Here is a 23,136-nt window from a genome sequence, read left to right on the forward strand (position 1 = left end):
TCCGTGTCTTCTGGCGGCTTCCACGTCCACGGTCCCCACGACCATGAACTCGAACACGCGGCCCAGCATGAGCCCAAGGGGCTCGCGGGTCATCTGGCGGTCATCACGGCCATCCTGGCCACGGTGGGCGCGTTCTTCTCGTACATGGGCGGCGCGACGCAGGCGAACGCGGCGCTGTACAAGAACGACGCGGCCATCAAGAAGACCGAGGCCAGCAACCAGTGGAACTACTTCCAGGCCAAGAGCAGCAAGCAGAACCTCGCTGAGCTCGCCCTTGACCTGAGCCCGAGCGACGAGCAAAAGGGCAAGTACAAGGACAAGATCGCCCGCTACGAGGGCGAGAAGAACGAGATCAAGGCCAAGGCCGAAGCGCTGGAAGCGGAATCCCGCCACTACGACGAGCAGAGCGCCGAGCAGATGCACCTGCACCACCGCTGGGCCCAGGCGACGACTGCGCTGCAGGTCTCCATCGCGCTGGCCGCCATCACGCTGCTGACCAAGCGGCGCTGGATGGAGGTGGCCACGCTGGCCGTGGGCGGCGTGGGCGTGCTGCTGGGCGGTGCCGCCTGGCTGCACTATTGAGCGGCGGGGGTGTCGGCTTCCTCGTCGTCGGGCAGATCGTCGTCGGGCTGCTCGATGATGCGCATGTACTGCACATTCAGCGACAGCATGTGCTCGTAGCGCAGCACGAAGTAGTCGCCGTCGATCGGGTAGAAGCGCTCCGCCCCGCCATCGCTGCCGTCCAGCGGCTTGTCCAGCTCGAACGGCCGGCGTGACGCGGCGGACAGCACGATGCGGTCGAGCTGTCCGTCGTCGGGGTTCGTGAACCACTCCTCCAGCGTGCCGCGGTACAGCACGGCGCCTTTGCCCACGTCCACGACGGCCGTCACACGGATGTAGTCGGGCAGTTCATCGGCGGCGAAGTCCGCGCCGGTCAGCAGGTAGTACCACGGCGCCTGGTGGAAACGCGCGATGGGGCTCAGCGGATGCCCCAGGCGGTCCAGCCGCCCGACGGTGATGAGCCAGCGCGTGAGCGTCGGCACCAGCCAGGAGGCGACCAGCAGCAGGCCGAAGTAGCCGGTCACGAGGCCGGCGTGCTGGCCGATGGCGGGAATGGCGTTGAGCGGCGCAGGGCTGGGCGCCAGCAGCGTCAGCAGCAGTGCCAGGTCGGGCAGCGCCCCGGTCACCCAGAACAGCAGCAGCAGTGCGGCAGCATGCAGCACCGCGGCGAAGAAGACAGCTTCGGCGACGACGGCACCGAACGGCGAGAAATCGAGGGAGGTGCGCTCGACGCGCTTGAGGCGGCTCCGGAAGATGAAGCCCGGCAGCAGCAGGATGAAGACGACGACGGTCGGCAGCGCCAGATTCATCGGGCGGCCGGCAGCGCAGCGTCAGGCCGCCTTGGCGACGACCCGAACGACGTACTGCTTGGCCTTGTCCCCGTCACGGAATTCGACGACAACCTGCCGGTCGTCCCCGGCAGACTCACCGCCCTGCAACCGCTCCCGCACACGCGGGTCGGCCAGCAGCTTCTTGGCAAGTTCACTCTTGAGCGCTTTCATCGCGACATCCAGGGTTGAGTACGCCGATTCTAGCGAGACCCGCGCCGCAGCACTGACACCAGCGCGATGGCTTCTATCCTGGCGAGCCGATGCCGACGGCTTTCGAGGCCACGATGACGGGCGCCGGCTGGTCGCGACTTCAAGGGGCCGGGATCACCGACAGCTCTGCCGCACTGCCCCAGCCGTTGTTCCAGACTTCCTGTAGCACCGTGTAGCGGAAGAAGCGCGCCTGCACCGGCGCGAAGTGGACCTCCTGCAGGTCCGGGTTGTTGCGCACATTGGCGAAGCTGCCGTTATCGACGTTCAACACCCAGGTCTTGCCGTCCTCGCTGGTCTCGAAGCGGTAGCGCTCTGCGGTGCCGTTGAGCACCCCGTCCTGGCGCGGCAGGTAGACGAAGCCGGCGATGCGGTGCACCTGACCCATGTCGATGGTGATGTGATGCGGCTGCTTCAGGTCGGCCGACCAACGGGTGTGCCAGAACGTGGAAGCGTCTCCATCGATGGCCATCGCTGCGCCGTTGCGGCCTTGCTTGACCTCCTCGCTGTCCACATCCACGACCTTCCAGCCACGCGGCGACAGGCCAGCGAAGTTGCGCGAGCCGATCACGCCGAGCCGGCCGTCGGGCTGCACGCGCGCTGCCTTGACGATGCCCGACTGGGCCAGAGCCAGAGGCTCCCGATAGACCGGCGACTCTGGCGTCGGCTCAGTGCCATCGATCGTGTAGACGATGCGGCCGGGCACGGGGTGGTCGATCGTGACCTGCCCCTGAGCATCACGATTGGCGATGACGGGGGGCGTCAGGTCAAGCGCCTGCTTGTACAGGGCGACCTCCGCCAGCGTCGGCGCAAAGCGAGCGGCGGTGATGCGCACCCGCACGCGGTCGGTCGTCACCGGCTTGGCCAGCCGGATGAGCCGGCGTTGGCCGATCGTCGTCATTTCATCGGACGCGATCCGCGGCACCGGCACCCAGGCGCCGCCATCCCAGCCGTCGATCTCGAACTGCTCCACGCGCTGGCCGCGCACGTCCACGGCTTCCTGCAACGACACGACGTCGAACGTTCTCGGCTGGGGCAATGCCAGCTCCACGGCACCGTCGGTGCGACCCGGTGCAGCCTCCCACCAGGTGGCGAGCCTGCCATCGGCCGCGGCGGCAGCGGCATGGCCGGCGGCCGCATGGCCGGCCGTCAGGCGGGCACCGACCGCAAGGTTGCGGGAGAAGGTCTGGCGGACGATCTCGGACATCTGACCGAGCGCGGTCATCTGGTCGTCAGGGATGAGGCCGCGCCGATCCGGCGACAGGTTGAGGATCAGGTTGCCGTTGCGGCCGACGCTGGCATAGAAGATGTCCACCAACTGCGTGACGGGCCGGGGATGCTTGTCTCGCGCCCAGAACCACTGCCCATTGGCCAGCAGTGTGACGTTGGTCTCAGCCGGGTACCACCACAGATGGGCGCCGGGCTTGAGCCGCTCGCGCGAGCCGAGGTCGGCGTCCGTCCAGTCGGGCCAGCCGAAGTTTTCCGGCGCGGTGGACAGCGGGATGACGCTCCATTCGGTCGTGCGGCCATAGCCACTTTCCGTACCCACCCAGCGAACGTCCGGCCCCTTGCCCATGATGACCGCCTTGGGCTGCAGCCGCCGGATCAGGTCGTACCAGGCGTTGTAGTCGTAGCTTTGCGAGACGCTCGGGTCGGGGTTGGCGCCGTCGAACCAAACCTCGGCGATCGGGCCGTACTCCGTCAGGAGCTCGTAGAGCTGGTTTAGGAAATAGCGGTTGTAGTCGTCGACCTCGTAGTTGAAGCGGTAGCGCGGCCCGTCGAAACCAGGCGCGGCGGCACGTCCGCGGCTCGGGTCGCTCTTGAAGCTGGCGGGGTCGGTGGGGATGGTGCTCCTAAGCTTGGGGCTGCCATTGCCGTAGTAGCCCGCCGGATTCGCAGGGTTGGTCTTGAGCTGGTACAGGTCGGCCGGCGACAGGTAGACGGCGAGCTTGACGCCCGAGGCCCGGGCCGCGTCGGACACCTCGCGCACGAGGTCGCCCCGGCCGTTACGCCAGGGACTTGCGACGGTGGAGTGGCCGGTGTAACGGGTAGGCCACATCGAGAAGCCGTCATGATGCTTCGCCACCAGCACGATCATTTTGCCGTCGAGCAGCTTGACGGCGCGCAGCCACTGGCGGGCATCCAGCTCGCCGGGGTTAAACAGCGCGGGATCCTCGCGGCCACTGCCCCATTCGACCTCGTTGAATGTGTTGACACCGAAGTGAAGGAAGAAGGTGCGCTCCAGACGCATCCAGTCGACCTGATTCGCACGCGGCAGCACCTTGGCGGCCTTTTCGGCCACGACGGCGGGAGAGTCGCCGGGCTGGACGACATGCAGCGGCGCATAAGGAATGCCGCGATCGGCTTGGGCAACAGAGGCAAGCCCTAGCGTGGCGAGGACCAGCAGTTGGGAGAGGCGGTACTTCATGGAACAGGTCGAAAGAGCCGGCGGCGCCGGGCGCGATACGGGGCTCGCGATTGTGGGCCAGCGCTGCCAGCGCATGTGGAACCGTGCCGGTCCTCAGAGCCGCGAGGCGGCCCCAGAGCTCGCGACGCCTCGCGACGCCGTCAGTTCGGGTGATGCGAGGCGGCTGAACAAAAGGTAGAGCAGCGGCGGATTTGCAGCCAGGCCGCCTGCAGCGCCGGGATGCCCGCCGCAATACCTTCGTGACACCACCACTCGTCCTCGGGGGGCATGTCGCATCTGGCCACGCCACCCCGTACTGAAAGGCAAGGCCTGGTGTATTTCGCGTCGGGCCGCCTGTTGATGACGAGGTGACGAGATGGACTCAACACATGGATGCCGCGGCGCGGCGAGTCGGCCCCGATGGCTGCGCTGGCTGGCGTCAGGCCTGACGGCGGCGGCCTTGGCGCTGATGGGCGGCTGCGGTAGCGACGCCAACGACAGCGATGCCGCACCCATGGTTCAGCCGCCGGTGATCACCGGCCAGCCGGCGCCCGTGTCGGCGATGGCCGGAACGGCCGCCAGCTTCACGGTGGTGGCCAGCGGCAGCGCGCCGCTGCGCTACCAATGGCAGCGCGATGGCAGCGACATCGCCGGCGCCACGGCGGCCGGCTACACGCTGGCGGCGGCAGCACCGGCCGATTCCGGTGCAAGGTTCCGCGTCGTCGTCTCCAACAGTGCCGGCAGCGCGACCAGCGACGCGGCAGCCCTGACCGTGATCACCGCCCCGCCGGTGCTGACGATCACGCAGCAGCCGGCCGACCAGAGCGTCACGTCCGGCACACCGGCCACGTTCAGCGTCGCGGGCACCTGCAGCACCGGCACGCTGCAGGTGCAATGGCAGCGCAACAACGGGCCGGGAGGCGGCTTTGCGGCGATACCCGCAGCCACCGGTGCGACCTACAGCCTCTCGCCGAGCAGCGCCGACAGCGGTGCCCGGCTGCGCGCGGCGCTGGACTGCAGCGGCCAGAGCGCCACGCTGAGCGCGGAGGCAGGGTTGACGGTAACGGCACCGGCCTCAATCAGGCTGGACCCGCTGCTCGTCACCGGACTGCGGCCGCAGGCGAACATCAGCGGGCTGGTCGCCATCGATCTGGACGCCACCGGCGGCACTGCCACGCTCGTGATGCAGAACCAGCTCAAGCGGCTGAGCGCGGACTTCAACCAGGTCGCGCCCTACGCTGGCGGCAGCACCTCCACGCCGTCCGACGGCCCGCGCGCCACCGCCGGCCTGCTCGGGACGCAGGCCGTCACGCATGACGCAGCGGGGAATCAGTACGTGATTGCCGCCGACACTGTGCGCCGCATCGGCACCGACGGCCAGGTCACGACGCTTGCCGGCAGCTTGACGGATTCGGGCTACATCGACGGTCCCGGCACGACCGCCAGGTTCAACAGCCCCCGTGGCATTACCTTCGGCCCCGACGGCAATCTGTACCTCACCGACGTCGGCTCAAACACCGTCCGCCGGATCACGCTGGCAGGCCAGGTGAGCACCGTGGCCGGCAACGGCACGCGCGGCTACGCCGAAGGCAGCGGCCAGGCGGCGCAGTTCAGCGGCCCGTTTGGCCTGGCCTTTGCGCCCAATGGCGACCTGCTCGTTGCAGACAACGGCAACCAACGCGTGCGGCGCATCACGCCGTCCGGCCAGGTGAGCACGCTGGCCGGCAACGGCATGACCGGCCCACCGGCGGTCGCGGCGGCGGGCGCCTCGCCGATCGAGGACCCGCGCGGCCTGGCGGTGCGCGGCAACACGCTCGCCGTGGCGCAAGGTGTGGGCATCGTCACGCTGATCGACCTGGACACCGGCCGCACGACGCCCTACGCGGGCACCTATGGCCGCACCGGCGGCTACGCCGATGGTCCCCTGGGCCAGGCCGTGTTCGGCAACCTGTGGAGCCTGACGGCGCTGCCCGACGGCCGCTACCTCGTCGCCGATTCGCAGGCGCTGCGCCTCATCGAGGCGGGCGGCGCGGTGCGCACGCTCTATGGCGGCAACAGCGAACTCATGGACGTGACCGGTGGCCCCATCTGGCAGCGCAACTTCTCCTTCGCCAGCAACACCGAGCAGACGCTGACGGTCGATGCGGCGGGCCGCGTCATCGTGGCGGCTGACGGCGACGTGCGCCGCATCGCGGCCGATGGCAGCGTGAGCCTGATCGCCGGCCTGCCGGGCGGGCGCCGCGGCATGCTCGACGGCAGCGGCAGCGTCGCACAGTTCACGCGCGTGGGCAGCGGCCTCGCCGCCGCACCTGACGGCACGCTGTGGGTGGCCGACGACACCGCAATCCGCCGCATCGCGCCGGACGGCAACACGACGCTGGTCGCCGGCTACCGTCAGTTTCTTGGCGACACGAGCGGCACGCCGTCCTTCGGCGCGGTGGATGGCGTCGGCAGCAGCGCCCGCTTCCAGTCGTCGATGTCGATGGCAGTGGGCCCCGACGGCGCGCTCTATGTGGCCGACCCGTCCAATTGCGCCATCCGCCGCGTGACGGCCGATGGCACGACGACCACCTGGGCCGGTGTGATGGGCCAATGCACCATCACCGACGGCACGCGCCTCACGGCTCGCTTCCGCGCACCGCGGTCGCCGGCCTTCGCCCCGGATGGCTCGCTGTGGGTGAGCGACCGCGGCGGGCTGCGCCGGATTGCTCCCGACGGCACCGTCACCACGGTCTCGGCCCCGCTGGGACCGCTGGCCTTCGGCCCTGACGGTGATCTCTTCATCGGCGCCAGCGACGGGCTCTACCGCATCGCCGCCGGCACGACCACGGCAGTCCAGCTCATTGCAGGCGGCCAGAACGACCTGCCGGTCTACGGCAATGCACCCCACCTGAGCCGCATCGACGCGCTGGCCGCGCTGGGTCGGCGTCAGCTGGCGCTGCTGTCGCCGCTAGGCTTGATGCTGGTCTCGCTGCCATGAGCAATGGCAACGAGGGACCAGGTCCGGAAACGACAAACCCGGCCCGAGGCCGGGCTTGCGAAGTTCTCGTGGGCGGTGCAGGGTTCGAACCTGCCCCCTGCCGAGTAAACGCGCTTTCTTGGCGTGATCGAGTGACCCGCTCGAACCCCCACAATAAGGGAGCATCCCGAATGGGCGTGGCGCAGATCTGGCGCAAAGCTTGGCCTTCGGCACGATGATTGAACGGCGGTCCGCAACGGGTAGTCGTAGTCCGTGAGTCGTTAGAGACCACGCGCTCGCGACGCTGCTGCCTCGGCACTTCGGGAAGGCTCAAGCCATACGTTGCAGATTTGCTTCGATGGCCGCACGCAGGGTCTTGACCGTCGCGGGCCGAATCACATGACGCTTCGCGCGCGCGGCAAAGGTTTGCGCCACGACCAATGCCCGGTCCATGACTGCCTGCGCGAAATCAGCATCGACGCCACCTTGCTTGGCCAGGTTCAGCATGTGGTTGCGCGTGATGCTGCGACCCTCGCCACAGACGTCCATCTGGTGTTCGCCGCTCGGCCCTTCGCTGAAGGTCAGGTCGTAGCCCGGCGCGAGTCGCCAGGTGCGGTCCCGCCCCAGCCGGTAGGAGAACTTCTTGGCATGGTCGTCGCGGTTGTTGAAGACCACGTTGAACACCGTGCGTTCGAAGGCCTTGTCGACCTCGACCTGGCTGCGGGTGATGAACCGCGTGGCGCGCAGGAAGGTGAGGTAGTCCAGCGAGGAAGGCAGGCGGAAGTTGGCGTGCATGAGCCCAGCAAGGGTGTGCACAGGAACGCGCATCCCGTCTTGCACGTCGAAGCGCTGGATGCCGAAGGCGGCGAGCTTCTTATCCAGGTCGAAGTAGCGGGTGGTCGGCATGTCGAGCCCTAACGCGCCGGCGAGTTCCGCATAGAGCACCTCGATGGCGCAGACCTCCTTGTGCTCGTCGTGGGCCTGGAACTTCACCAGCCATGCTTCGGAGCCCTCGAACGGGACGGTGCTCATCAAGCCGGTGGCTGGGTTGTAGTGCACCAGGACCTTGGGGCGAGCGCCGTGAGGCGAACCACCCATCACAGCCAGCCTGCGAAGCGCGTCACTGTCCTTGTCCACAAGGATGACCCTAGCCTGCTGCGCCAGGTCAAGCAACTCCACGTCCTCGACTGGCAGATCCATCTTCTGTGACGGCTCGAAGTTCAGCGCCCCGATCGCCCGGCCGTTGATGAACGCCAGCCGGTCCAACGGTGACACGCTGGCCGGATTGCGGCCGTGCTTGCGAAACAGTCGGTCCATCAGCAGCAGCCCCCAGCCATCGGGCAGAGCATCCGCCACGAGCCCAGGCAGGCGCATCTGGTGGGCGGGGAAGCCGCCATATGCGGTCGGCCGCAAGGCCAGATTGCGGGGAGACAGTTCCAGTCCCTGCCGCAGCGCTTCGGCGGAGTATTCGAAGAGCAGGCGCAGGCCATCATCTGCCAGCGTGCCCAACAGCCACCGCTCACCCCAGCCCTCGTAGTACACGGAAACCTTCTTCATGGGTCAGGCCTCGGGCTTCGCTGCGCCACTGCCTTTGGGTTTGCGGGGCGCCCGCTGGCGCTGCGCGCGCTGGGCTTGCTCCATCTGTGCAATCGAGCGGACCTCCAGCACGAACGCTTGCTGCAGGTCCTGGGTCAGCCCCAGGGCCTGCACCACGCGAATCAGCGAGGTGATGGTGCTCTGCCCATTCTTCTCCAGCGCCTTGACCGTGCCTGCGGACACACCAGCACGCAGCGCCAACTCAGACTGTTGAAGCCCCTGGGTCAGCCGAGCCGCCCTCAAGCGAGCGGCCAGTTCCTGAGCAATTTCATCGGCGGTTGCGAAGCCAAAGTCCAACATACTGCCCTTTCACCAAGGTAATCAAATTTAACGGTCATAAATCTATCCTTTATGGCACCATGGGTCAATTCATCGAAAAGCAATAAAGGTCAGTTATTTGTCCAATAAATTCGCAACTATCCTCTAATGGACGGAAAGTTAACCGCAATGTTGCAGCAAAGTGCCAGCCTTAGTGCGTCAGCCCGCGCGGATAGCTCATGCAGTTCCGCGGGGCGGGTGCGCGCGCGCCAGCGGCTTGGATCGACACGCCGTGCGGCGCTGGCGCGCCTTGCCTTTGCCGCTCACCGGAATTGACCCATCCTTGCGCATCGGAATTGACCCGGCGCGAGGAGCGGCCAGCAGGTGAAGGCGCGCAGACACCGGCGCCCGGGCACGCAAGGTCGGAGCAAGAGGGTCAGGGTGTGGGCGCTTAAAGATCGCAGCCGCTGTGGCGCGACATCAAGCAGCACGTGCACGAGCTGGCCGACAACACGCGGGTCACGCCCATCTGGGTCGTCGACGAGGCGCAGAACCTGCCGCGGAGTTCTTCCGCGACTTTCCCGCGTTCCTGAACTTCGCCTTCGACTCGCACGACCTGCTCAGCGTCTGGCTGGTGGGGTATCCCACCCTGGCCGGCTCGCTGGAGCGCGCGCCGTACGCGGCGCTGGCCAGTCACATCCAGGCTCGCGTCGCCTTGCGCCCCATCGTCGAGCGCGAGCGCTTCGCGCAGCTCATCTCCCATGGCCTCAAGAGCGCGGGCTGCCAGCACACGCTGGTCTCCGATGCGGGCTTGGAGATCCCGCGTCAGGCCAGCATGGGGCTGCCTCGCCAGGCCGGGCGCATCCTGTGCACCTCCAGAACGGATCGGCAAGTCCGCCATATCGCTGGATCTCGTCGACCAGCCGTAGCGCGCGAGGGAACAAGACTTCCCAGGCGCCAGGCGGCAGACGCGGCGTTACGCCCATAGGCCTTGCCGGTGCACGGCGAGAGACTTCGCCAGTTGGGCCACATTGCGCCACACCGCCTTGGGCGACACGCCCTCGTTCGCGGCGGCTTCTTCAACGGCCATCACGACCAACGGCAGCGGCGCCTCGTCCAGCAGGTGTGCCAGGTGGGCCGCATAGCCCTCCGGCACGCTGCCACTCGCCAGTGCATGGCCAAGCGCATCAGGCGGCACCTCTCGGGAGTAGCTCACGCTGGCGTTCTTGGCTGCCATCCACAAGCCGCGCTTGCGGGCGCGCGCCGCCTGGCTGGGCGGGTCGAAATCCAGCCCGAGCACTGCAAGCACATGAGCCACCCGGTTGAAGCCCAGGTCGCTCAGCGCGCCCGCCTCCAGGCCCACGAGCGTCTGGCGTGAGAGTCCGCTCAGCTGGGCGAGCCGGGACTGCGTCAGTCCCAGCGCCTCGCGCCGCTGGCGGATCGTGATACCAAGACTGGAGAGGTCCACGCTGCCGGATCTGAAATGTCGAATATTTTTGACACTCTATCATCCTCGGGCCGAATCCGCCAGGATGCAGGCCTGCGTTGCGGTGTGTCCAGCGCTCGGCCCCAGCTCGAGGCGCAGGGCGCCAGTGAGTCACCGCTGGCGCCGCTCAACGCCCCCGGCGGCCACCCAAATTCCCCCGCTCATGGCCACCTCAAACTCCCCAACCTGAGTTGATCGGGAACGGGAGGTAAGAGCTGGCGCCGCCGGCGCCTGTTGGCAGGACACATTGAACTGAGTCTTCCCCGATGGAAGGCCAAGGAGTGAATGTCTTGAAGCCCAACAAGCGAGCGACGATCCCGACGTTGCTGGAGCGCGGAACGCCCTAGAGAGAGATAGCCCCGCTCACGGGCATTGATCTCAAGACGGTCAGAAGCTACCAGGAGCGGTGGCTGGCCGAGCAGGCAGATTCCCGCGGGGTAGCCAAGGGCTCGGGTGGATGCCATGTCGTTCTTCCTCGAGTCAGTTGCAGGACTCGGGGGCGAGTGGCGCAAATGCACCAAAGGTGCCAGCCGAACTGGCAATTCCGGAGGGGGGGCCGGGAGCAGTCGGGGAGACCGCGACACAAAGCAAAAAGCCTCGCAAATCTATGACTTGCAAGGCTTGTGCTGGTCTTGGTGGGCGGTGCAGGGTTCGAACCTGCGACCCCTGCCGTGTGAAGGCAGTGCTCTACCGCTGAGCTAACCGCCCGGGTTCTGGCGTTGCGTGTACAGGACCAGGTGACACCTGGTGGGCGGTGCAGGGTTCGAACCTGCGACCCCTGCCGTGTGAAGGCAGTGCTCTACCGCTGAGCTAACCGCCCTGAACACGCATCGGGCGTTGCAATGAACGCGCCGTATCCGGGAAGCCCACGATTATGCCACGACTGGCGCCGGCTCCAGCACTCGCCATTTGCAACTTCCACCGGCCGCCTTGTCGAGGTCGATCAGCAGCTTGGCGTGCGCCGCGGCTTCGGCTTCGCTTGCGCGGATGACGGGCAGCTCGAAGCGGCTCAGGTCGACAGCCTCGAAGGCGGCATGGGCGTCGCCGCCGCTGTCCCCATGGTCGTCCATCAGCAGCGCGTCCTGGCCGCGCGTCAGTCGAATGTAGACGTCAGCCAGCAATTCGGCATCCAGCAGCGCGCCGTGCAGCGTGCGCTTGGAGTTGTCGACCTCCAGCCGACGGCACAGCGCGTCGAGCGAGTTGGCCTTGCCGGGAAACAGGTCCCGCGCCATTAGCAGCGTGTCGCGCACGCTGGCGACATGGTCGGTCAGCACGCCGCGCTTGAGGCGGCGCAGCTCCGCATTGACGAAGCCGATATCGAACGGCGCGTTGTGGATGACGAGTTCCGCGCCAGCCAGGAAGGCGAGCAGCTGGTCGACGATCTCCGCGAACTTGGGCTTGTCGGCCAGGAAGGCCTCGGTCAGGCCGTGCACGCGCAGCGCGTCCTCGTGGCTGGCACGCTCGGGATTGATGTAGAGGTGCAGGTTGTTGCCGGTCAGCTGCCGGTCGACCATCTCGACGCAGCCGATCTCGATGATGCGGTCGCCTTTGTCGGCCTCGAGGCCGGTGGTCTCGGTGTCAAAGAAGATCTGTCTCATGCGGGACGGGCGTTGCGTCGGCTGGCCCAGGTAAAGAGGGCCAGGCCGCCGAGGATCATCGGCACGCACAGCCACTGGCCCATGCTCAGGCCGGTGCGCATGGCGAAGTCCTTCAGGAAGTCGTCGGGCTCGCGGAAGTATTCCGCCGTGAAGCGCAGCAGGCCGTAGCCGAGCAGGAAGAGCCCGGAGATCTGCCCCGTCGCGCGGGGTTTGCGCGCAAACCACCACAGCACGATGAAGAGCAGCAGCCCCTCGCCGGCGGCCTGGTAGAGCTGCGACGGATGGCGGGCGAAGCCAGCCGGGTCATGCGCCTGCGGGAAGATCATCGCCCACGGCAGGTCGGCCGGTGCCTGGCGGCCCCACAGCTCGCCGTTGATGAAGTTGCCCAGCCGCACGGCCGCAATGCCCGTCGGCACACACGGCGCGATCAGGTCGGACACCTCTAAGAAGCTGCGCCCGCGCTTGCGACCGAAGAACCACAGCGCGAACAGCACGCCCAGCAGGCCGCCGTGGAAGGACATGCCGCCCTTCCAGACCTCGATGATCTCCGGCAGGTGCTGGATGTAGTAGTCCGGCTTGTAGAAGAAGCAGTAGCCCAGCCTGCCACCGAGCACCACGCCCAGCACGCCGTAGAAGAGCACGTCGTCGACGTCCTGCTTCGTCCAGCCAACGGCCATGTGCTGCGGCATGCGCGCGCGCCTGCCGGCCAGCCACAGGAAGAGCCCGAAGGCGATCAGGTAGGTGATGCCGTACCAGTGGATGCCGCCGGATCCAATGTGGATGGCGATGGGGTCGAACTGGGGGTGAACCAGCATGCTGAGCAGCGGAAGCGAAAGCGGCCGGCATCATAGCCAGCCCTCCCCGACTGCCCGCCGGCGGGTTAGCGGCGGGTTAGCGGCGGCGCTTATCGCCGGGCCGCAATTGGCCCAGCGCTTCCATCTGCTGGGCGCGGCGGGCTGCCTTCTTGGCGTCAAGAGATGCCATGGCCTTGCGCTGCGTCAAACCTGTGATGTCTGCCCACCACCACCAAAGCGCTGCCAGGCCGAACGGAGACAGCACAATCGCCCACGCCCAGACGTCGTCCTTGTGGAACTGGACCCAGCCCCCCAAGCGCAAGACGACCAACAGCACGCCGATCACCACAAACGCCATGCGGCATCTCCTTCAGGTATCTTTGCACCACTGTAGTTCAACGCCAGGAAAGGTTTTCATGAAAGCACTGCTTCTCACCCTCGCCCTCGTCGCCCCCGCCGCCTTCGCCAGCCAGGAGCTGGCGCAGAAGAAGAACTGCCTGGCTTGCCACGCGCTCGACAAGAAGCTCGTCGGTCCCGCCTACAAGGACGTGGCCGCCAAGTACGCGAAGGACAAGGACGCCTACAAGAAGCTGGCCGAGAAGATCCAGAAGGGCGGCTCCGGCGTCTGGGGCCCCGTGCCCATGCCGCCGAACACGCAGGTCAACCAGGCCGAGGCCGAAACGCTGGCCAAGTGGATCCTGACGGTCAAGTGACCTACTAACCGGCCGATCCGGCTGAATGGAACAGGCCCTGCGGGGCCTGTTTTACTTGGGGCCATGAGCCAAAGGGACGGGTCAGCACCGGGAAGCCTTCATGGGCAAGTCATGCCGGCTGCCAAGAATGCGCCGCGCGCAGGCCGTTCTGCGCGAAGACCCAACGGCCCCCCATGACCCTCAACCGCATCCACAAGCTCGCGGCCACCGCCGCCGCTCTTGCCGCGCTGTTCAGCGCCTCCACCGCGAACGCCGCATCCGCCTCGCTGGAAGGCTGGGCGCTGATGCCCGCCAACACGTTCGCCGACGGCCCGACGACGGGCCAGTTCGCCAGCGGTGCCGGCGGCAACCCGCTGCCCCTGGTGAACAAGCAATCCGTCCAGGGCTTCTCCGCCGTGCTGGCAGGCCCGACCGCCGGCAGCTACTACTTCATGCCGGACAACGGCTTCGGCACGCAGGGCAATTCGGCCGACGCGCTGCTGCGCATGTACGCCGTGACGCCCAACTTCAAAACCGCCCTGGGCGGCACCGGCACGGTGTCAGCCGCCAACTACAACACCGGCGCGGCGATGAGCGGCTTCACGAGCGGCAGCTACATCAACCTGTCCGACCCGAACAACCTGCTCAGCCTCAAGATCCAGGCCGACTACAAGCGCTACTACAACAACGCCGCCAACCCACTGGTCGACCCGAGCATCCGCAACGACCGTCTGCTGACCGGTGCGGACTTCGACGTCGAGTCGGTGCGCAAGGACAAGAACGGCAACCTGTGGTTCGGCGACGAGTTCGGCCCCTACCTCGTCAAGACCAACGCCCAGGGCGAAGTGCTGCGCCGCGAGATCGGCATGCTGGGCGTGGCCTCGCCTCAGAACCCGGCCGTCATCAACGGCACCATCAGCGCGACGCTCGGCAGCTCACGCGGCTTCGAGGGCATGGCCATCAACCCGAACGGCGACCGCCTCTACACGCTGCTGGAAGGCTCCGTGACGGGCGATCCGGCCAAGACGCTGCGCATCAACGCCTTCGACGTCAACACCGAGGCCTACACCGGCGAGCAGTGGCGCTACCAGCTCGATGCCAACGGCACCAACATCGGTGACATGACGGCCATCAACGACCATCAGTTCCTCGTCATCGAGCGCAACGGCGCCACCGCCACGGGCGGCGGCACGCCGTTCAAGAAGATCTTCTCGGTTGACCTGAACAAGGTGGACGCGAGCGGCAACCTCGTGAAGACCGAGGTCGTGGACCTGATGAACATCGCCGACCCGCACGACCTCAACGGCGACGGCAGCAAGACGTTCACCTTCCCGTTCGTCACGATCGAAAGCGTGCTGATCCTGGATTCGCACACGCTGCTTGTCGCCAACGACAACAACTACCCTGGCACCGGGGGGCGCGACCTGGGCTCGGACAACACCGAGTTCCTGAAGATCCACCTCGACCAGGCGCTCAACGTGGCGGCCGTGCCGGAGCCGAGCACCTATGCGCTGATGCTCGGCGGCATGGGCCTCGTGGGCTTCATCGCGCGCCGCCGCCAGCAACGCTGATTCCGGTAGCGCATACAAGGGCCGCCCGCGGGCGGCCCTTTTGCTGGCGTAGGGCGATCAGTAGGCCTGGCCCAGCTGCTCCAGGATGGCTGGGTTCTCCAAGGTGCTGGTGTCCTGCGTGACGCTCTCGCCCTTGGCCACCGAGCGCAGCAGCCGCCGCATGATCTTGCCGGAGCGCGTCTTGGGCAGGTTGTCGCCGAAGCGAATGTCCTTGGGCTTGGCGATCGGGCCGATCTCCTTGGCGACGTGATCGCGCAGCTGCTTGGCGATGGCCTTGGCCTCGTCGCCGGTGGGGCGCGGACGCTTCAGCACGACGAAGGCACAGATGGCCTCGCCGGTCGTGTCGTCCGGGCGGCCCACGACAGCGGCTTCTGCGACCAGCTCGGTGCAGCTGACCAGCGCGGACTCGATCTCCATCGTGCCCATGCGGTGACCGGACACGTTCAGCACGTCGTCGATACGGCCGGTGATCGTGAAGTAGCCCGTCTCGGCGTCGCGGATGGCGCCGTCGCCGGCCAGGTAGTAGCCCTTCAGCTCGGCCGGGTAGTAGCTCTTCTTGAAGCGCTCGGGGTCACCGTAGATCGTGCGGATCATGCTGGGCCACGGCTTCTTGACAACGAGGATGCCACCCTGCCCGTTGGGCACGTCATTGCCGGTCTCGTCGACGATGGCCGCCGTGATGCCCGGGAAGGGCAGCGTGCAGGAGCCGGGCACCAGCGTCGTCACGCCCGGCAGCGGCGTGATCATGTGACCGCCGGTCTCCGTCTGCCAGAAGGTGTCGACGATGGGGCAGCGGCCGCCGCCGACGTTGGCGTGGTACCACTCCCAGGCGGCCGGGTTGATGGGTTCGCCCACCGAGCCCAGCAGGCGCAGGCTGGACAGGTCATAGTTCTTCGGGTGCACGGCCTCATTCGTCTCGGCCGCCTTGATCAGCGAGCGGATGGCCGTGGGCGCCGTGTAGAAGATCGTCGCCTTGTGCTTCTGGATCATCTGCCAGAAGCGGCCAGCGTCCGGGTAGGTCGGCACGCCCTCGAAGACGATCTCGGTACCGCCCAGCGCCAGTGGGCCGTAGGTGATGTAGGTGTGGCCGGTGACCCAGCCGATGTCGGCCGTGCACCAGAAGATGTCGTCGTCCTTCAGGTCAAAGGTCCACTTGGTCGTCAACGCCGCATGCAGCAGGTAGCCGCCGCTGCTGTGCTGCACACCCTTGGGCTTGCCGGTGGAGCCTGACGTGTAGAGCAGGAACAGCGGATGCTCGGCCTCGACCCACTCGGGCGGGCACACGGTGGACTGCGCCGCGGTCAGCTCGTGCAGCCACAGGTCGCGACCCTCGACCCAGGCGATCTTGCCGCCGGTGCGCTTGTAGACGATGACGTCCTTCAGCGTCGGGCAGCTGTTGTCGGCCAGCGCCTCGTCCACGATGGCCTTCAGCGGCAGCGACTTGCCGCCGCGCTGCTGCTCGTCCGCGCAGATGAGCGCCACGGCGCCGGCGTCCTGCACACGGTCACGCAGGCTCTGGGCGGAGAAGCCGCCGAACACGACCGAGTGCGTCGCGCCGATGCGCGCGCAGGCCTGCATCGCGACGACGCCCTCCACCGACATCGGCATGTAGATGACGACCCGGTCGCCCTTCTTGATGCCGCGCGCCTTCAGCGCGTTGGCCAGTTGGCTGACGCGGTCCAGCAGGTCGGCATAGGTGACGGTCGTCACCGAGCCGTCGTCGGCCTCGAAGATCAGCGCCGTCTTGCCGCCCTTGCCTGCCTCTACGTGGCGGTCCAGACAGTTGTAGGACACATTGAGCTTGCCGTCCTCGAACCACTTGAAGAACGGCGCATCGCTGTCGTTGAGCGTCTTCGTGAACGGCGTCTGCCAAGTGATGAGCTCGCGGGCCAGGCGGGCCCAGTAGCCCGCGTAGTCCTTCTCCGCCTCGGCCACCAGCGCCGCATAGCCGGCCTCGCCCTTCACATGAGCATTGGCGACCCAGGCGGGGCTGGGGGCGTAGGTGTTCAGCGTACTCATCGAAGTCTCCTCGAGTTGATTGGCGCGGACTGTGCTTCGGGCGTCTGACGATGCCCTGACGGCGGAGCTGTCATTCGTGGCACCTAGAATTTCCACTGATTCTTCCAGCTTGCACCGCATGGCCCACGATCCTCAGCTCCGCCCCCTGCCCCGCCTGATCTTCGCCAGCCGCTGGCTGCAGCTACCGCTGTATCTGGGACTCATCGCCGCCCAGGCCATCTACGTGTTCCAGTTTTGGACCGAACTGGTGCACCTGATCGAAGCGGCCTTCGGTGACCAGCATGCGCTGGAACTGCTGGTCAAGAGCATCGGCTACAAGAGCATGACCATCAAGGATGCCGCAGGCGCCGTCATCGGCTATGAGCCGATTGCCAATCTCAACGAGACCATCCTGATGCTGGTCGTGCTGGGCCTGATCGACGTGGTGATGATCTCCAACCTGCTGATCATGGTCATCGTCGGTGGCTACGAGACCTTCGTGTCACGCATGGACCTGGACGGCCACCCCGACCAGCCCGAGTGGCTGAGCCATGTGAACGCCTCGGTGCTGAAGGTCAAGCTGGCCACCGCCATCATCGGCATCAGCTCCATCCACCTGCTCAAGACCTTCATCAACGCCGACAACTACGCCGAGAAGACGCTGATGTGGCAGACGGTCATCCACGTCGCCTTCCTGCTGTCGGCCATGGCCATCGCGTTCACTGACCGGCTGCTGCCGCAGCCGCCGCATCACGGCGAAGACAAGCACTGATCGCCCCTCAGGCCGGCCCGGCCGCCATCACCGGCCGACCATCTGCGCCGGCACCACCCAGGCGTCGAACTGTTCGGCCGTCACGTGGCCCAGCGCCAGCGCGGCCTCCCGCAGGCTGCTGCCGTCCTTATGCGCCTTCTTGGCGATCTGGGCAGCCTTGTCGTAGCCGATGTGGGTGTTCAGCGCCGTCACCAGCATCAGCGAGCGCTCCACCAGCTCGGCGATGCGGGCCTCGTTGGGCTCGATGCCCGCGGCGCAATGCGTGTCGAAGCTGCGCATGCCGTCGCCCAGCAGGCGCACGCTCTGCAGGAAGTTGTGGATGACCATCGGGCGGAACACGTTCAGCTCGAAGTTGCCTGACGCCCCACCGATGTTGATGGCCACGTCGTTGCCCATGACCTGCGCGGCCAACATCGTGACCGCCTCGCTCTGCGTCGGGTTGACCTTGCCGGGCATGATGGACGAGCCGGGCTCGTTCTCCGGAATGCGGATCTCGCCGATGCCGCTGCGCGGGCCGCTGGCCAGCCAGCGCACGTCGTTGGCGATCTTGGTCAGGCTGGCGGCCAGCGTCTTCAGCGCGCCATGCGCGTGGACGAGCGCGTCGCAGGACGCCATCGCCTCGAACTTGTTCGGCGCAGTCACGAAGGGGTGGCCCGTCAGTCGCGCCAGCTCCGCGGCGACCGCATCGGCATAGCCCCTGGGCGCATTCAGCCCCGTGCCCACCGCCGTGCCGCCTAGCGCCAATTCTTGCAAGTGTGGCAGCGCCGCCAGCACATGTCTTTCGCCGTGGGCCAGCTGGGCCACCCAGCCGGAAATCTCCTGCCCCAGCGTCAACGGCGTCGCGTCCTGCAGGTGCGTCCGGCCGATCTTGACGATGCCGTCATTGGCCTCGGCCTTGGCCTGCAGCGTCGCCCGCAGCGCGCGCAGGGCCGGCAGCAACCGCTCATGCAGCGCCACGACGGCGGCGACGTGCATCGCCGTCGGGAACACGTCGTTGCTGCTCTGGCTGCGGTTGACGTCGTCGTTCGGGTGCACCAGCCGCCCCTCGCCGCGCTCGCCGCCCAGCAGCTCGCTGGCGCGATTGGCCAGCACCTCGTTGACGTTCATGTTGGTCTGCGTGCCGGAGCCGGTCTGCCAGACGACGAGCGGGAACTCGCCCGCATGCCGCCCGGCGATGACCTCGTCGGCCGCCGCGACGATGGCGTCGGTCTTGCTCGCGTCCTGCAGGCCCAGCGCCTGGTTTACTACCGCCGACGCGCGCTTGACCGTCGCCAGTGCGCGGATCAGCTCGGGCGACTGCCGCTCGCCAGAGATGTCGAAGTTCTGCAGCGAGCGCTGCGTCTGCGCCCCCCACAGCCTGTCGGCCGGCACCTCGATCGGGCCGAAGGTGTCGCGTTCGATGCGAGTGGTCATGGTGGGGGCTCCTGGCGGGTTGTCAGCTCCATTGTGGGGTGGCGCCGGATAATCGGCGCCGCAGTCCACCCCCACCGACTTCGCCATGACCGTCACGATCCGCCAGCAAGACCTCATCGACAGCATCGCCGCCGCGCTGCAGTACATCTCGTACTACCACCCGGCCGACTACATCGCCCACCTCGCCCGGGCCTACGAGAGCGAGCAGAGCCCCGCGGCCAGGGATGCCATCGCGCAGATCCTGACCAACAGCCGCATGTGCGCCGAGGGCCGGCGCCCGATCTGCCAGGACACCGGCATCGTCAACGTCTTCCTGAAAATCGGCATGGACGTTCGCTGGGAAGGCTTCAGCGGCAGCATCGAGGACGCCATCAACGAGGGCGTGCGCCAGGGTTATTTGAATCCCGACAACAAGCTGCGCGCGTCCGTGCTGGACGACCCCATCTTTGCGCGCAAGAACACCAAGGACAACACGCCCGCCGTCGTGCAGATGGAGGTGGTGCCCGGCAACACGGTGGACGTCATCGTCGCGGCCAAGGGCGGCGGCAGCGAGAACAAGAGCAAGGTCTACATGCTCAACCCCAGCGACGACATCGTCGACTGGGTGCTGAAGACCGTGCCGACGATGGGCGCCGGCTGGTGCCCGCCGGGCATGCTGGGCATTGGCGTCGGCGGCACGGCCGAGAAGGCCGCGCTGCTGGCCAAGCAGGCGCTGATGGAAGACATCGACATGTATGAGCTGCTGCAGCGCGGCCCGCAGAACAAGCTCGAGGAACTGCGCATCGAGCTCTACCAGAAGGTCAACGCGCTGGGCATCGGCGCCCAGGGCCTGGGCGGCCTCACCACGGTGCTCGACGTGAAGATCAAGACCTTCCCGACGCACGCGGCCAGCAAGCCCATCGCGATGATCCCGAACTGCGCCGCCACCCGCCATGCGCACTTCGTGCTGGACGGCAGTGGCCCCAGCTACATCGAGCCGCCGAGCCTCGACCTGTGGCCCGATGTGAATTGGGCGCCCGACTACAACAAGAGCAAGCGCGTCGACCTGAACGCGCTGACGCCCGCCGAGGTGGCGAGCTGGAAGCCCGGGGACACGCTGCTGCTGAACGGCAAGATGCTGACCGGCCGCGACGCCGCGCACAAGCGCATCCAGGACATGCTGGCCAAGGGTGAACCGCTGCCGGTGGACTTCACGAACCGCGTCATCTACTACGTCGGCCCCGTGGACCCGGTGCGCGACGAGGTCGTCGGACCGGCCGGCCCGACCACGGCCACGCGCATGGACAAGTTCACCGACATGATGCTGGCCAAGACCGGCCTCATCGCGATGGTCGGCAAGGCCGAGCGCGGTCCCGTCGCCATCGAGTCGATCAAGAACCACAAGAGCGCCTATCTGATGGCGGTGGGCGGCGCGGCCTACCTCGTCAGCAAGGCGATCAAGGGCGCCAAGGTCGTGGGCTTTGCCGACCTCGGCATGGAAGCCATCTACGAGTTCGACGTCGTGGACATGCCGGTCACGGTCGCGGTGGACGCCAGCGGTACCAGCGCCCACATCACGGGCCCGGCCGAATGGCAGCAGCGCATCGCCTCCGGCAAGCCGGTGGGCATCCCGGTCGCGACCGCATGATGCCCTGGCGCGTGCGCCCGGTGGCGCGGGACGACCGCGCGGCCTGGCAGCCGCTCTGGGACGGCTACAACGCCTTCTACGGCCGCAGCGGCGACACCGCGCTGCCGGCCGTCGTCACCGACTCGACCTGGGCGCGGTTCTTCGATGCCTACGAGCCGGTGCACGCCCTTGTCGCGGAGGACGCCGACGGCCGGCTGCTGGGGCTGGTGCACTACCTGTTCCACCGCAGCACGACGCGCATCGAGCCCACCTGCTATCTGCAGGACCTGTTCACGGCGCCCGAAACCCGGGGCCGCGGTGTGGGCCGCGCGCTGATCGAGGCCGTCTACGCCGCCGTTCGCGACGCGGGCGGACGCCGCGTGTACTGGCAGACCCACACCACCAACGCGGCGGCCCGCTCGCTCTACGACGGGCTGGCGCGCCACGACGGCTTCATCGTCTACGGCCACGACGTGGCCTGAACGCGGACGCCTACTTGTAGAGCACCTGCTGGCGCAGGTCGTCCAACACCGGCTTGAGCGCCTGCTGGTACTGCGCCATCACCTCGGCGGAACAGACGTTGGCGGGCATCCGGTCGGTGATGCTGCGGCTGACGCGCAGCACGCGGCCATCGAGCTCGTAGCGGCTTTCGTAGCTGACCAGCGGCCCGTTGAACGCGGTGCCCTGCGGCACCGACAACACCTGCATGTTCTCCGGCAGCGTGATCTCGAACACCTCCTCGCTGTGCGACGACGTGCAGGCGCTCGGGTATTGCACCGCCGGCTGGTTGACCACGGCCACGTAGGCCCCCACGGGCGCCGTGCTGAACAGGACCTGCCCGATGCCGAACGCACCGGCCGTGCCGAGACGCAAAAGCGGCTTCAGCGAGAACTCGGCGCTGTACTCGAACTCGTCGCTGCGACGCATCGGGTCGGACGACTTCAGGCTGCCGTCGCCCTGCACGCGCATGCGCTCGAAGTACGTCTTGACGGCCGTCTCCATCTGGTCCTTGCTCAGGTTCTTCAGCCCCAGTCGCATCTGCTGCCCGAAGCGCCCCTGACCCTTGAACTCCACCTCGCCCTTCATCGAGCCGTCCGCCCCGATCGCGTAACGCGTGACGACGCGCTGGCTGGCCCGGCCATCGTCGGCCGGCGTGCGCGGCGGCACGCCGTCCACAGCGGCCAGCACCGGCTTGTCCTGCACCACCATCGGCAGCTGGCCGAACGGCGTGTCCGAATCGGTCGAGTCGACGAACAGGCCCAGCGACGGCAGGTAGTTGATGACATGGTTGACCATGCTCAGCACCGGCACCTCGGGCAGCTTGAACAGATTGCCGGAATTGACCAGCACCTGGTGGCTGGCGATACCCTTGGCCTGAAGCAAGGCCTGCAGCAGCGTCGCATGGTCCTTGCAGTCGCCCATGCGGTTGTCGATGACGAAGGCCAGGTCGCGCGGCACGACGGCACCGATGCCCACGCAGTTGCCGGCATAGCTGATCTCGCGCGACACCCAGTCGTACAGCGCCTGGGCCTGCGCACGCTCGCCTTCGACGCCCTTGGTGATGCTGTCCGCCAGCGCCTGCACGCGCGGCGTCACGGCGGCCTTGGGCGTGGCCCGTTCGACATAGCGCTGCGCAATCTCGCGCGTGCCTTCGAAGCTGGAGACCGCATAACCCGGCTCCGTGCCCAGCTCGTAGATGCTGTAGTCGCGGCGCTCGTTGATCGTCGGCTGCGGGTTCTTCAGCGTCCAGGTCAGCAGCTGGCGCTTGCCGGCGGTCTTCTCCGAGAAGTCCATCTGCCAGGCAGCGTGCTGCAGCTTCATGCCGGCCGGCGCATCCACGGTAATGCTGACGTAGTCGAACGCGTAGCTGCGGCTGAACTCGTTGTGGCGCGAGAACTTGCCGGGGAACAGCGGCTGCTTCGTCACGATTCGGTAGCTGATCTCTGCTGCGTCGCCCACCTGCAGGTCCGGGAAGACGACGGTCGTCTCGTTCCAGTCGGAGAACGCCGCCGCCGCGCCGCGCTGGCCGGAGGCCGTGCGCAGCTGGAAGTTGCCCTTGGGCACCGGCAGCTTGCGGCCATCGGCCTTGCGGGTGAAGGCCTCCACCATCTCCAGCCGCTGGGCGCTGGCGCTGTAGCTGATCTCCTCCTTGCGCACGCCGTCGGCGGCGTCGGCCTTCAGCAGCCGCGTGACCTGCCGGTAGGTGCTGACCTCCGAGCCGTCCTCGGCCACGACGTGGCGCTCGCTGTAGAGCTCCGTGCGCGCCGGCAGATCGGTTGCCATGCGCGCGTCAGCGGCCATCGCGGGTTGCTGCAACGCGGCGGCGAGCGCCGCGACCTGCACAGTGCGGGCAAGCACCCGGTGCATGAGATGAGTCATCCGACCTCC

At 67.2% G+C, this 23,136-nt stretch carries 19 protein-coding genes, 2 tRNA genes and 2 pseudogenes; 9 read left to right on the forward strand and 14 right to left on the reverse strand.

The genetic code is table 11. The annotated features are described in order from the left end of the window. The first annotated feature begins 3 nt into the window (after nucleotides 1–3). Nucleotides 4–582, forward strand: coding sequence for a DUF4337 domain-containing protein (locus LXT13_RS12810; RefSeq protein ID WP_233372313.1), 579 nt, complete (start codon nucleotides 4–6; stop codon nucleotides 580–582). Here the strand turns inward: LXT13_RS12810 and LXT13_RS12815 are convergent. The 3 genes from LXT13_RS12815 to LXT13_RS12825 all read right to left on the reverse strand — a co-directional run bounded on the left by LXT13_RS12815 (nucleotide 576) and on the right by LXT13_RS12825 (nucleotide 4,026). Further along, nucleotides 576–1,370 carry a DUF6338 family protein gene (locus LXT13_RS12815; protein ID WP_233372314.1) on the reverse strand — a complete coding sequence of 265 codons (795 nt, stop codon included), beginning with the start codon at nucleotides 1,368–1,370 and terminating at the stop codon, nucleotides 576–578. The genes LXT13_RS12810 and LXT13_RS12815 overlap by 7 nt on opposite strands. Nucleotides 1,371–1,391: 21 nt before the next feature. Continuing rightward, nucleotides 1,392–1,562: a hypothetical protein gene (locus LXT13_RS12820; protein ID WP_233372315.1), complete on the reverse strand. Its 171-nt coding sequence runs from the start codon at nucleotides 1,560–1,562 to the stop codon at nucleotides 1,392–1,394. A gap of 139 nt (nucleotides 1,563–1,701) precedes the next feature. Beyond that, nucleotides 1,702–4,026 carry a discoidin domain-containing protein gene (locus tag LXT13_RS12825; RefSeq protein WP_233372316.1) on the reverse strand — a complete coding sequence of 775 codons (2,325 nt, stop codon included), beginning with the start codon at nucleotides 4,024–4,026 and terminating at the stop codon, nucleotides 1,702–1,704. Between the two features lie 355 nt (nucleotides 4,027–4,381). Between LXT13_RS12825 and LXT13_RS12830 the strand changes: the two genes are divergently transcribed. Then, nucleotides 4,382–6,985 carry an NHL domain-containing protein gene (locus LXT13_RS12830; RefSeq protein WP_233372317.1) on the forward strand — a complete coding sequence of 868 codons (2,604 nt, stop codon included), beginning with the start codon at nucleotides 4,382–4,384 and terminating at the stop codon, nucleotides 6,983–6,985. A gap of 309 nt (nucleotides 6,986–7,294) precedes the next feature. Here the strand turns inward: LXT13_RS12830 and LXT13_RS12835 are convergent, their stop codons facing one another. Both LXT13_RS12835 and LXT13_RS12840 read right to left on the reverse strand, forming a co-directional pair. After that, a complete protein-coding gene (locus LXT13_RS12835; RefSeq protein ID WP_233372318.1) occupies nucleotides 7,295–8,506 on the reverse strand; it encodes a type II toxin-antitoxin system HipA family toxin in 1,212 nt (403 codons plus the stop codon). 18 nt (nucleotides 8,507–8,524) lie between these two features. Continuing rightward, the gene (locus LXT13_RS12840) at nucleotides 8,525–8,860 is read right to left on the reverse strand and encodes a helix-turn-helix domain-containing protein (protein WP_233372319.1); all 336 of its coding nucleotides are present in this window, start codon (nucleotides 8,858–8,860) and stop codon (nucleotides 8,525–8,527) included. Between the two features lie 592 nt (nucleotides 8,861–9,452). Here LXT13_RS12840 and LXT13_RS12845 point away from each other — a divergent pair. Beyond that, entirely contained in the window at nucleotides 9,453–9,806 is a 354-nt protein-coding gene (locus LXT13_RS12845) for a hypothetical protein (protein ID WP_233372320.1), read from the forward strand. On the opposite strand, the gene LXT13_RS12850 is transcribed toward LXT13_RS12845, so the two are convergent. The 6 genes from LXT13_RS12850 to LXT13_RS12875 all read right to left on the reverse strand — a co-directional run bounded on the left by LXT13_RS12850 (nucleotide 9,795) and on the right by LXT13_RS12875 (nucleotide 13,054). Further along, nucleotides 9,795–10,286, reverse strand: a complete 492-nt coding sequence (locus tag LXT13_RS12850) for a helix-turn-helix domain-containing protein (RefSeq protein ID WP_233372321.1) — start codon at nucleotides 10,284–10,286, stop codon at nucleotides 9,795–9,797. The two genes, LXT13_RS12845 and LXT13_RS12850, sit on opposite strands and share 12 nt — an antisense overlap. Nucleotides 10,287–10,937: 651 nt before the next feature. Further along, a tRNA-Val gene (locus LXT13_RS12855) sits at nucleotides 10,938–11,012 on the reverse strand. Nucleotides 11,013–11,049: 37 nt separating this feature from the next. Next, nucleotides 11,050–11,124: transfer RNA gene (locus tag LXT13_RS12860), tRNA-Val, on the reverse strand. A 52-nt stretch (nucleotides 11,125–11,176) separates the two neighbouring features. Then, the gene (gene dnaQ / locus LXT13_RS12865) at nucleotides 11,177–11,902 is read right to left on the reverse strand and encodes a DNA polymerase III subunit epsilon (protein ID WP_233372322.1); all 726 of its coding nucleotides are present in this window, start codon (nucleotides 11,900–11,902) and stop codon (nucleotides 11,177–11,179) included. Further along, nucleotides 11,899–12,717, reverse strand: coding sequence for a prolipoprotein diacylglyceryl transferase (gene lgt, locus LXT13_RS12870; protein ID WP_233372323.1), 819 nt, complete (start codon nucleotides 12,715–12,717; stop codon nucleotides 11,899–11,901). The genes dnaQ and lgt overlap by 4 nt, the downstream gene beginning before the upstream one ends. A gap of 76 nt (nucleotides 12,718–12,793) precedes the next feature. Beyond that, complete coding sequence (locus LXT13_RS12875; RefSeq protein WP_233372324.1) at nucleotides 12,794–13,054, reverse strand: TIGR04438 family Trp-rich protein; 261 nt, start codon at nucleotides 13,052–13,054, stop codon at nucleotides 12,794–12,796. 58 nt (nucleotides 13,055–13,112) lie between these two features. On the opposite strand from LXT13_RS12875, the gene LXT13_RS12880 reads away from it, so the two are divergent. From LXT13_RS12880 to LXT13_RS28970, 3 genes and pseudogenes are all read left to right on the forward strand, one after another. Further along, the gene (locus LXT13_RS12880; protein ID WP_233372325.1) at nucleotides 13,113–13,409 is read left to right on the forward strand and encodes a c-type cytochrome; all 297 of its coding nucleotides are present in this window, start codon (nucleotides 13,113–13,115) and stop codon (nucleotides 13,407–13,409) included. A gap of 284 nt (nucleotides 13,410–13,693) precedes the next feature. Beyond that, nucleotides 13,694–14,779, forward strand: a pseudogene (locus tag LXT13_RS12885) (esterase-like activity of phytase family protein); the annotation flags it as partial. Between the two features lie 81 nt (nucleotides 14,780–14,860). Then, nucleotides 14,861–14,959 (forward strand): annotated as a pseudogene (locus LXT13_RS28970) (FxDxF family PEP-CTERM protein); the annotation flags it as partial. Between the two features lie 57 nt (nucleotides 14,960–15,016). On the opposite strand, the gene acs reads toward LXT13_RS28970, so the two are convergent. After that, a complete protein-coding gene (acs, locus tag LXT13_RS12890; RefSeq protein WP_233372327.1) occupies nucleotides 15,017–16,978 on the reverse strand; it encodes an acetate--CoA ligase in 1,962 nt (653 codons plus the stop codon). A gap of 118 nt (nucleotides 16,979–17,096) precedes the next feature. On the opposite strand from acs, the gene LXT13_RS12895 reads away from it, so the two are divergent. Beyond that, nucleotides 17,097–17,729 (forward strand): TIGR00645 family protein, encoded by a 633-nt coding sequence (locus LXT13_RS12895; protein WP_233372328.1) that lies wholly within the window; start codon nucleotides 17,097–17,099, stop codon nucleotides 17,727–17,729. A 27-nt stretch (nucleotides 17,730–17,756) separates the two neighbouring features. Here LXT13_RS12895 and fumC read toward each other — a convergent pair whose 3' ends face one another. Beyond that, the gene (gene fumC / locus LXT13_RS12900; protein ID WP_233372329.1) at nucleotides 17,757–19,142 is read right to left on the reverse strand and encodes a class II fumarate hydratase; all 1,386 of its coding nucleotides are present in this window, start codon (nucleotides 19,140–19,142) and stop codon (nucleotides 17,757–17,759) included. Between the two features lie 85 nt (nucleotides 19,143–19,227). On the opposite strand from fumC, the gene LXT13_RS12905 reads away from it, so the two are divergent. Further along, nucleotides 19,228–20,769 carry a fumarate hydratase gene (locus LXT13_RS12905; protein ID WP_233372330.1) on the forward strand — a complete coding sequence of 514 codons (1,542 nt, stop codon included), beginning with the start codon at nucleotides 19,228–19,230 and terminating at the stop codon, nucleotides 20,767–20,769. Further along, on the forward strand, nucleotides 20,766–21,230 hold the full coding sequence (locus LXT13_RS12910) for a GNAT family N-acetyltransferase (protein WP_419964669.1): 465 nt from the start codon (nucleotides 20,766–20,768) through the stop codon (nucleotides 21,228–21,230). Before LXT13_RS12905 ends, LXT13_RS12910 begins: the two co-directional genes overlap by 4 nt. Nucleotides 21,231–21,240: 10 nt before the next feature. Here the strand turns inward: LXT13_RS12910 and LXT13_RS12915 are convergent, their stop codons facing one another. After that, nucleotides 21,241–23,127 (reverse strand): DUF3857 domain-containing transglutaminase family protein, encoded by a 1,887-nt coding sequence (locus tag LXT13_RS12915; RefSeq protein ID WP_233372331.1) that lies wholly within the window; start codon nucleotides 23,125–23,127, stop codon nucleotides 21,241–21,243. Nucleotides 23,128–23,136 lie beyond the last annotated feature (9 nt).

It is taken from the genome of Pelomonas cellulosilytica, from assembly GCF_021353265.1.
GTDB lineage: Bacteria > Pseudomonadota > Gammaproteobacteria > Burkholderiales > Burkholderiaceae_C > Pelomonas > Pelomonas cellulosilytica.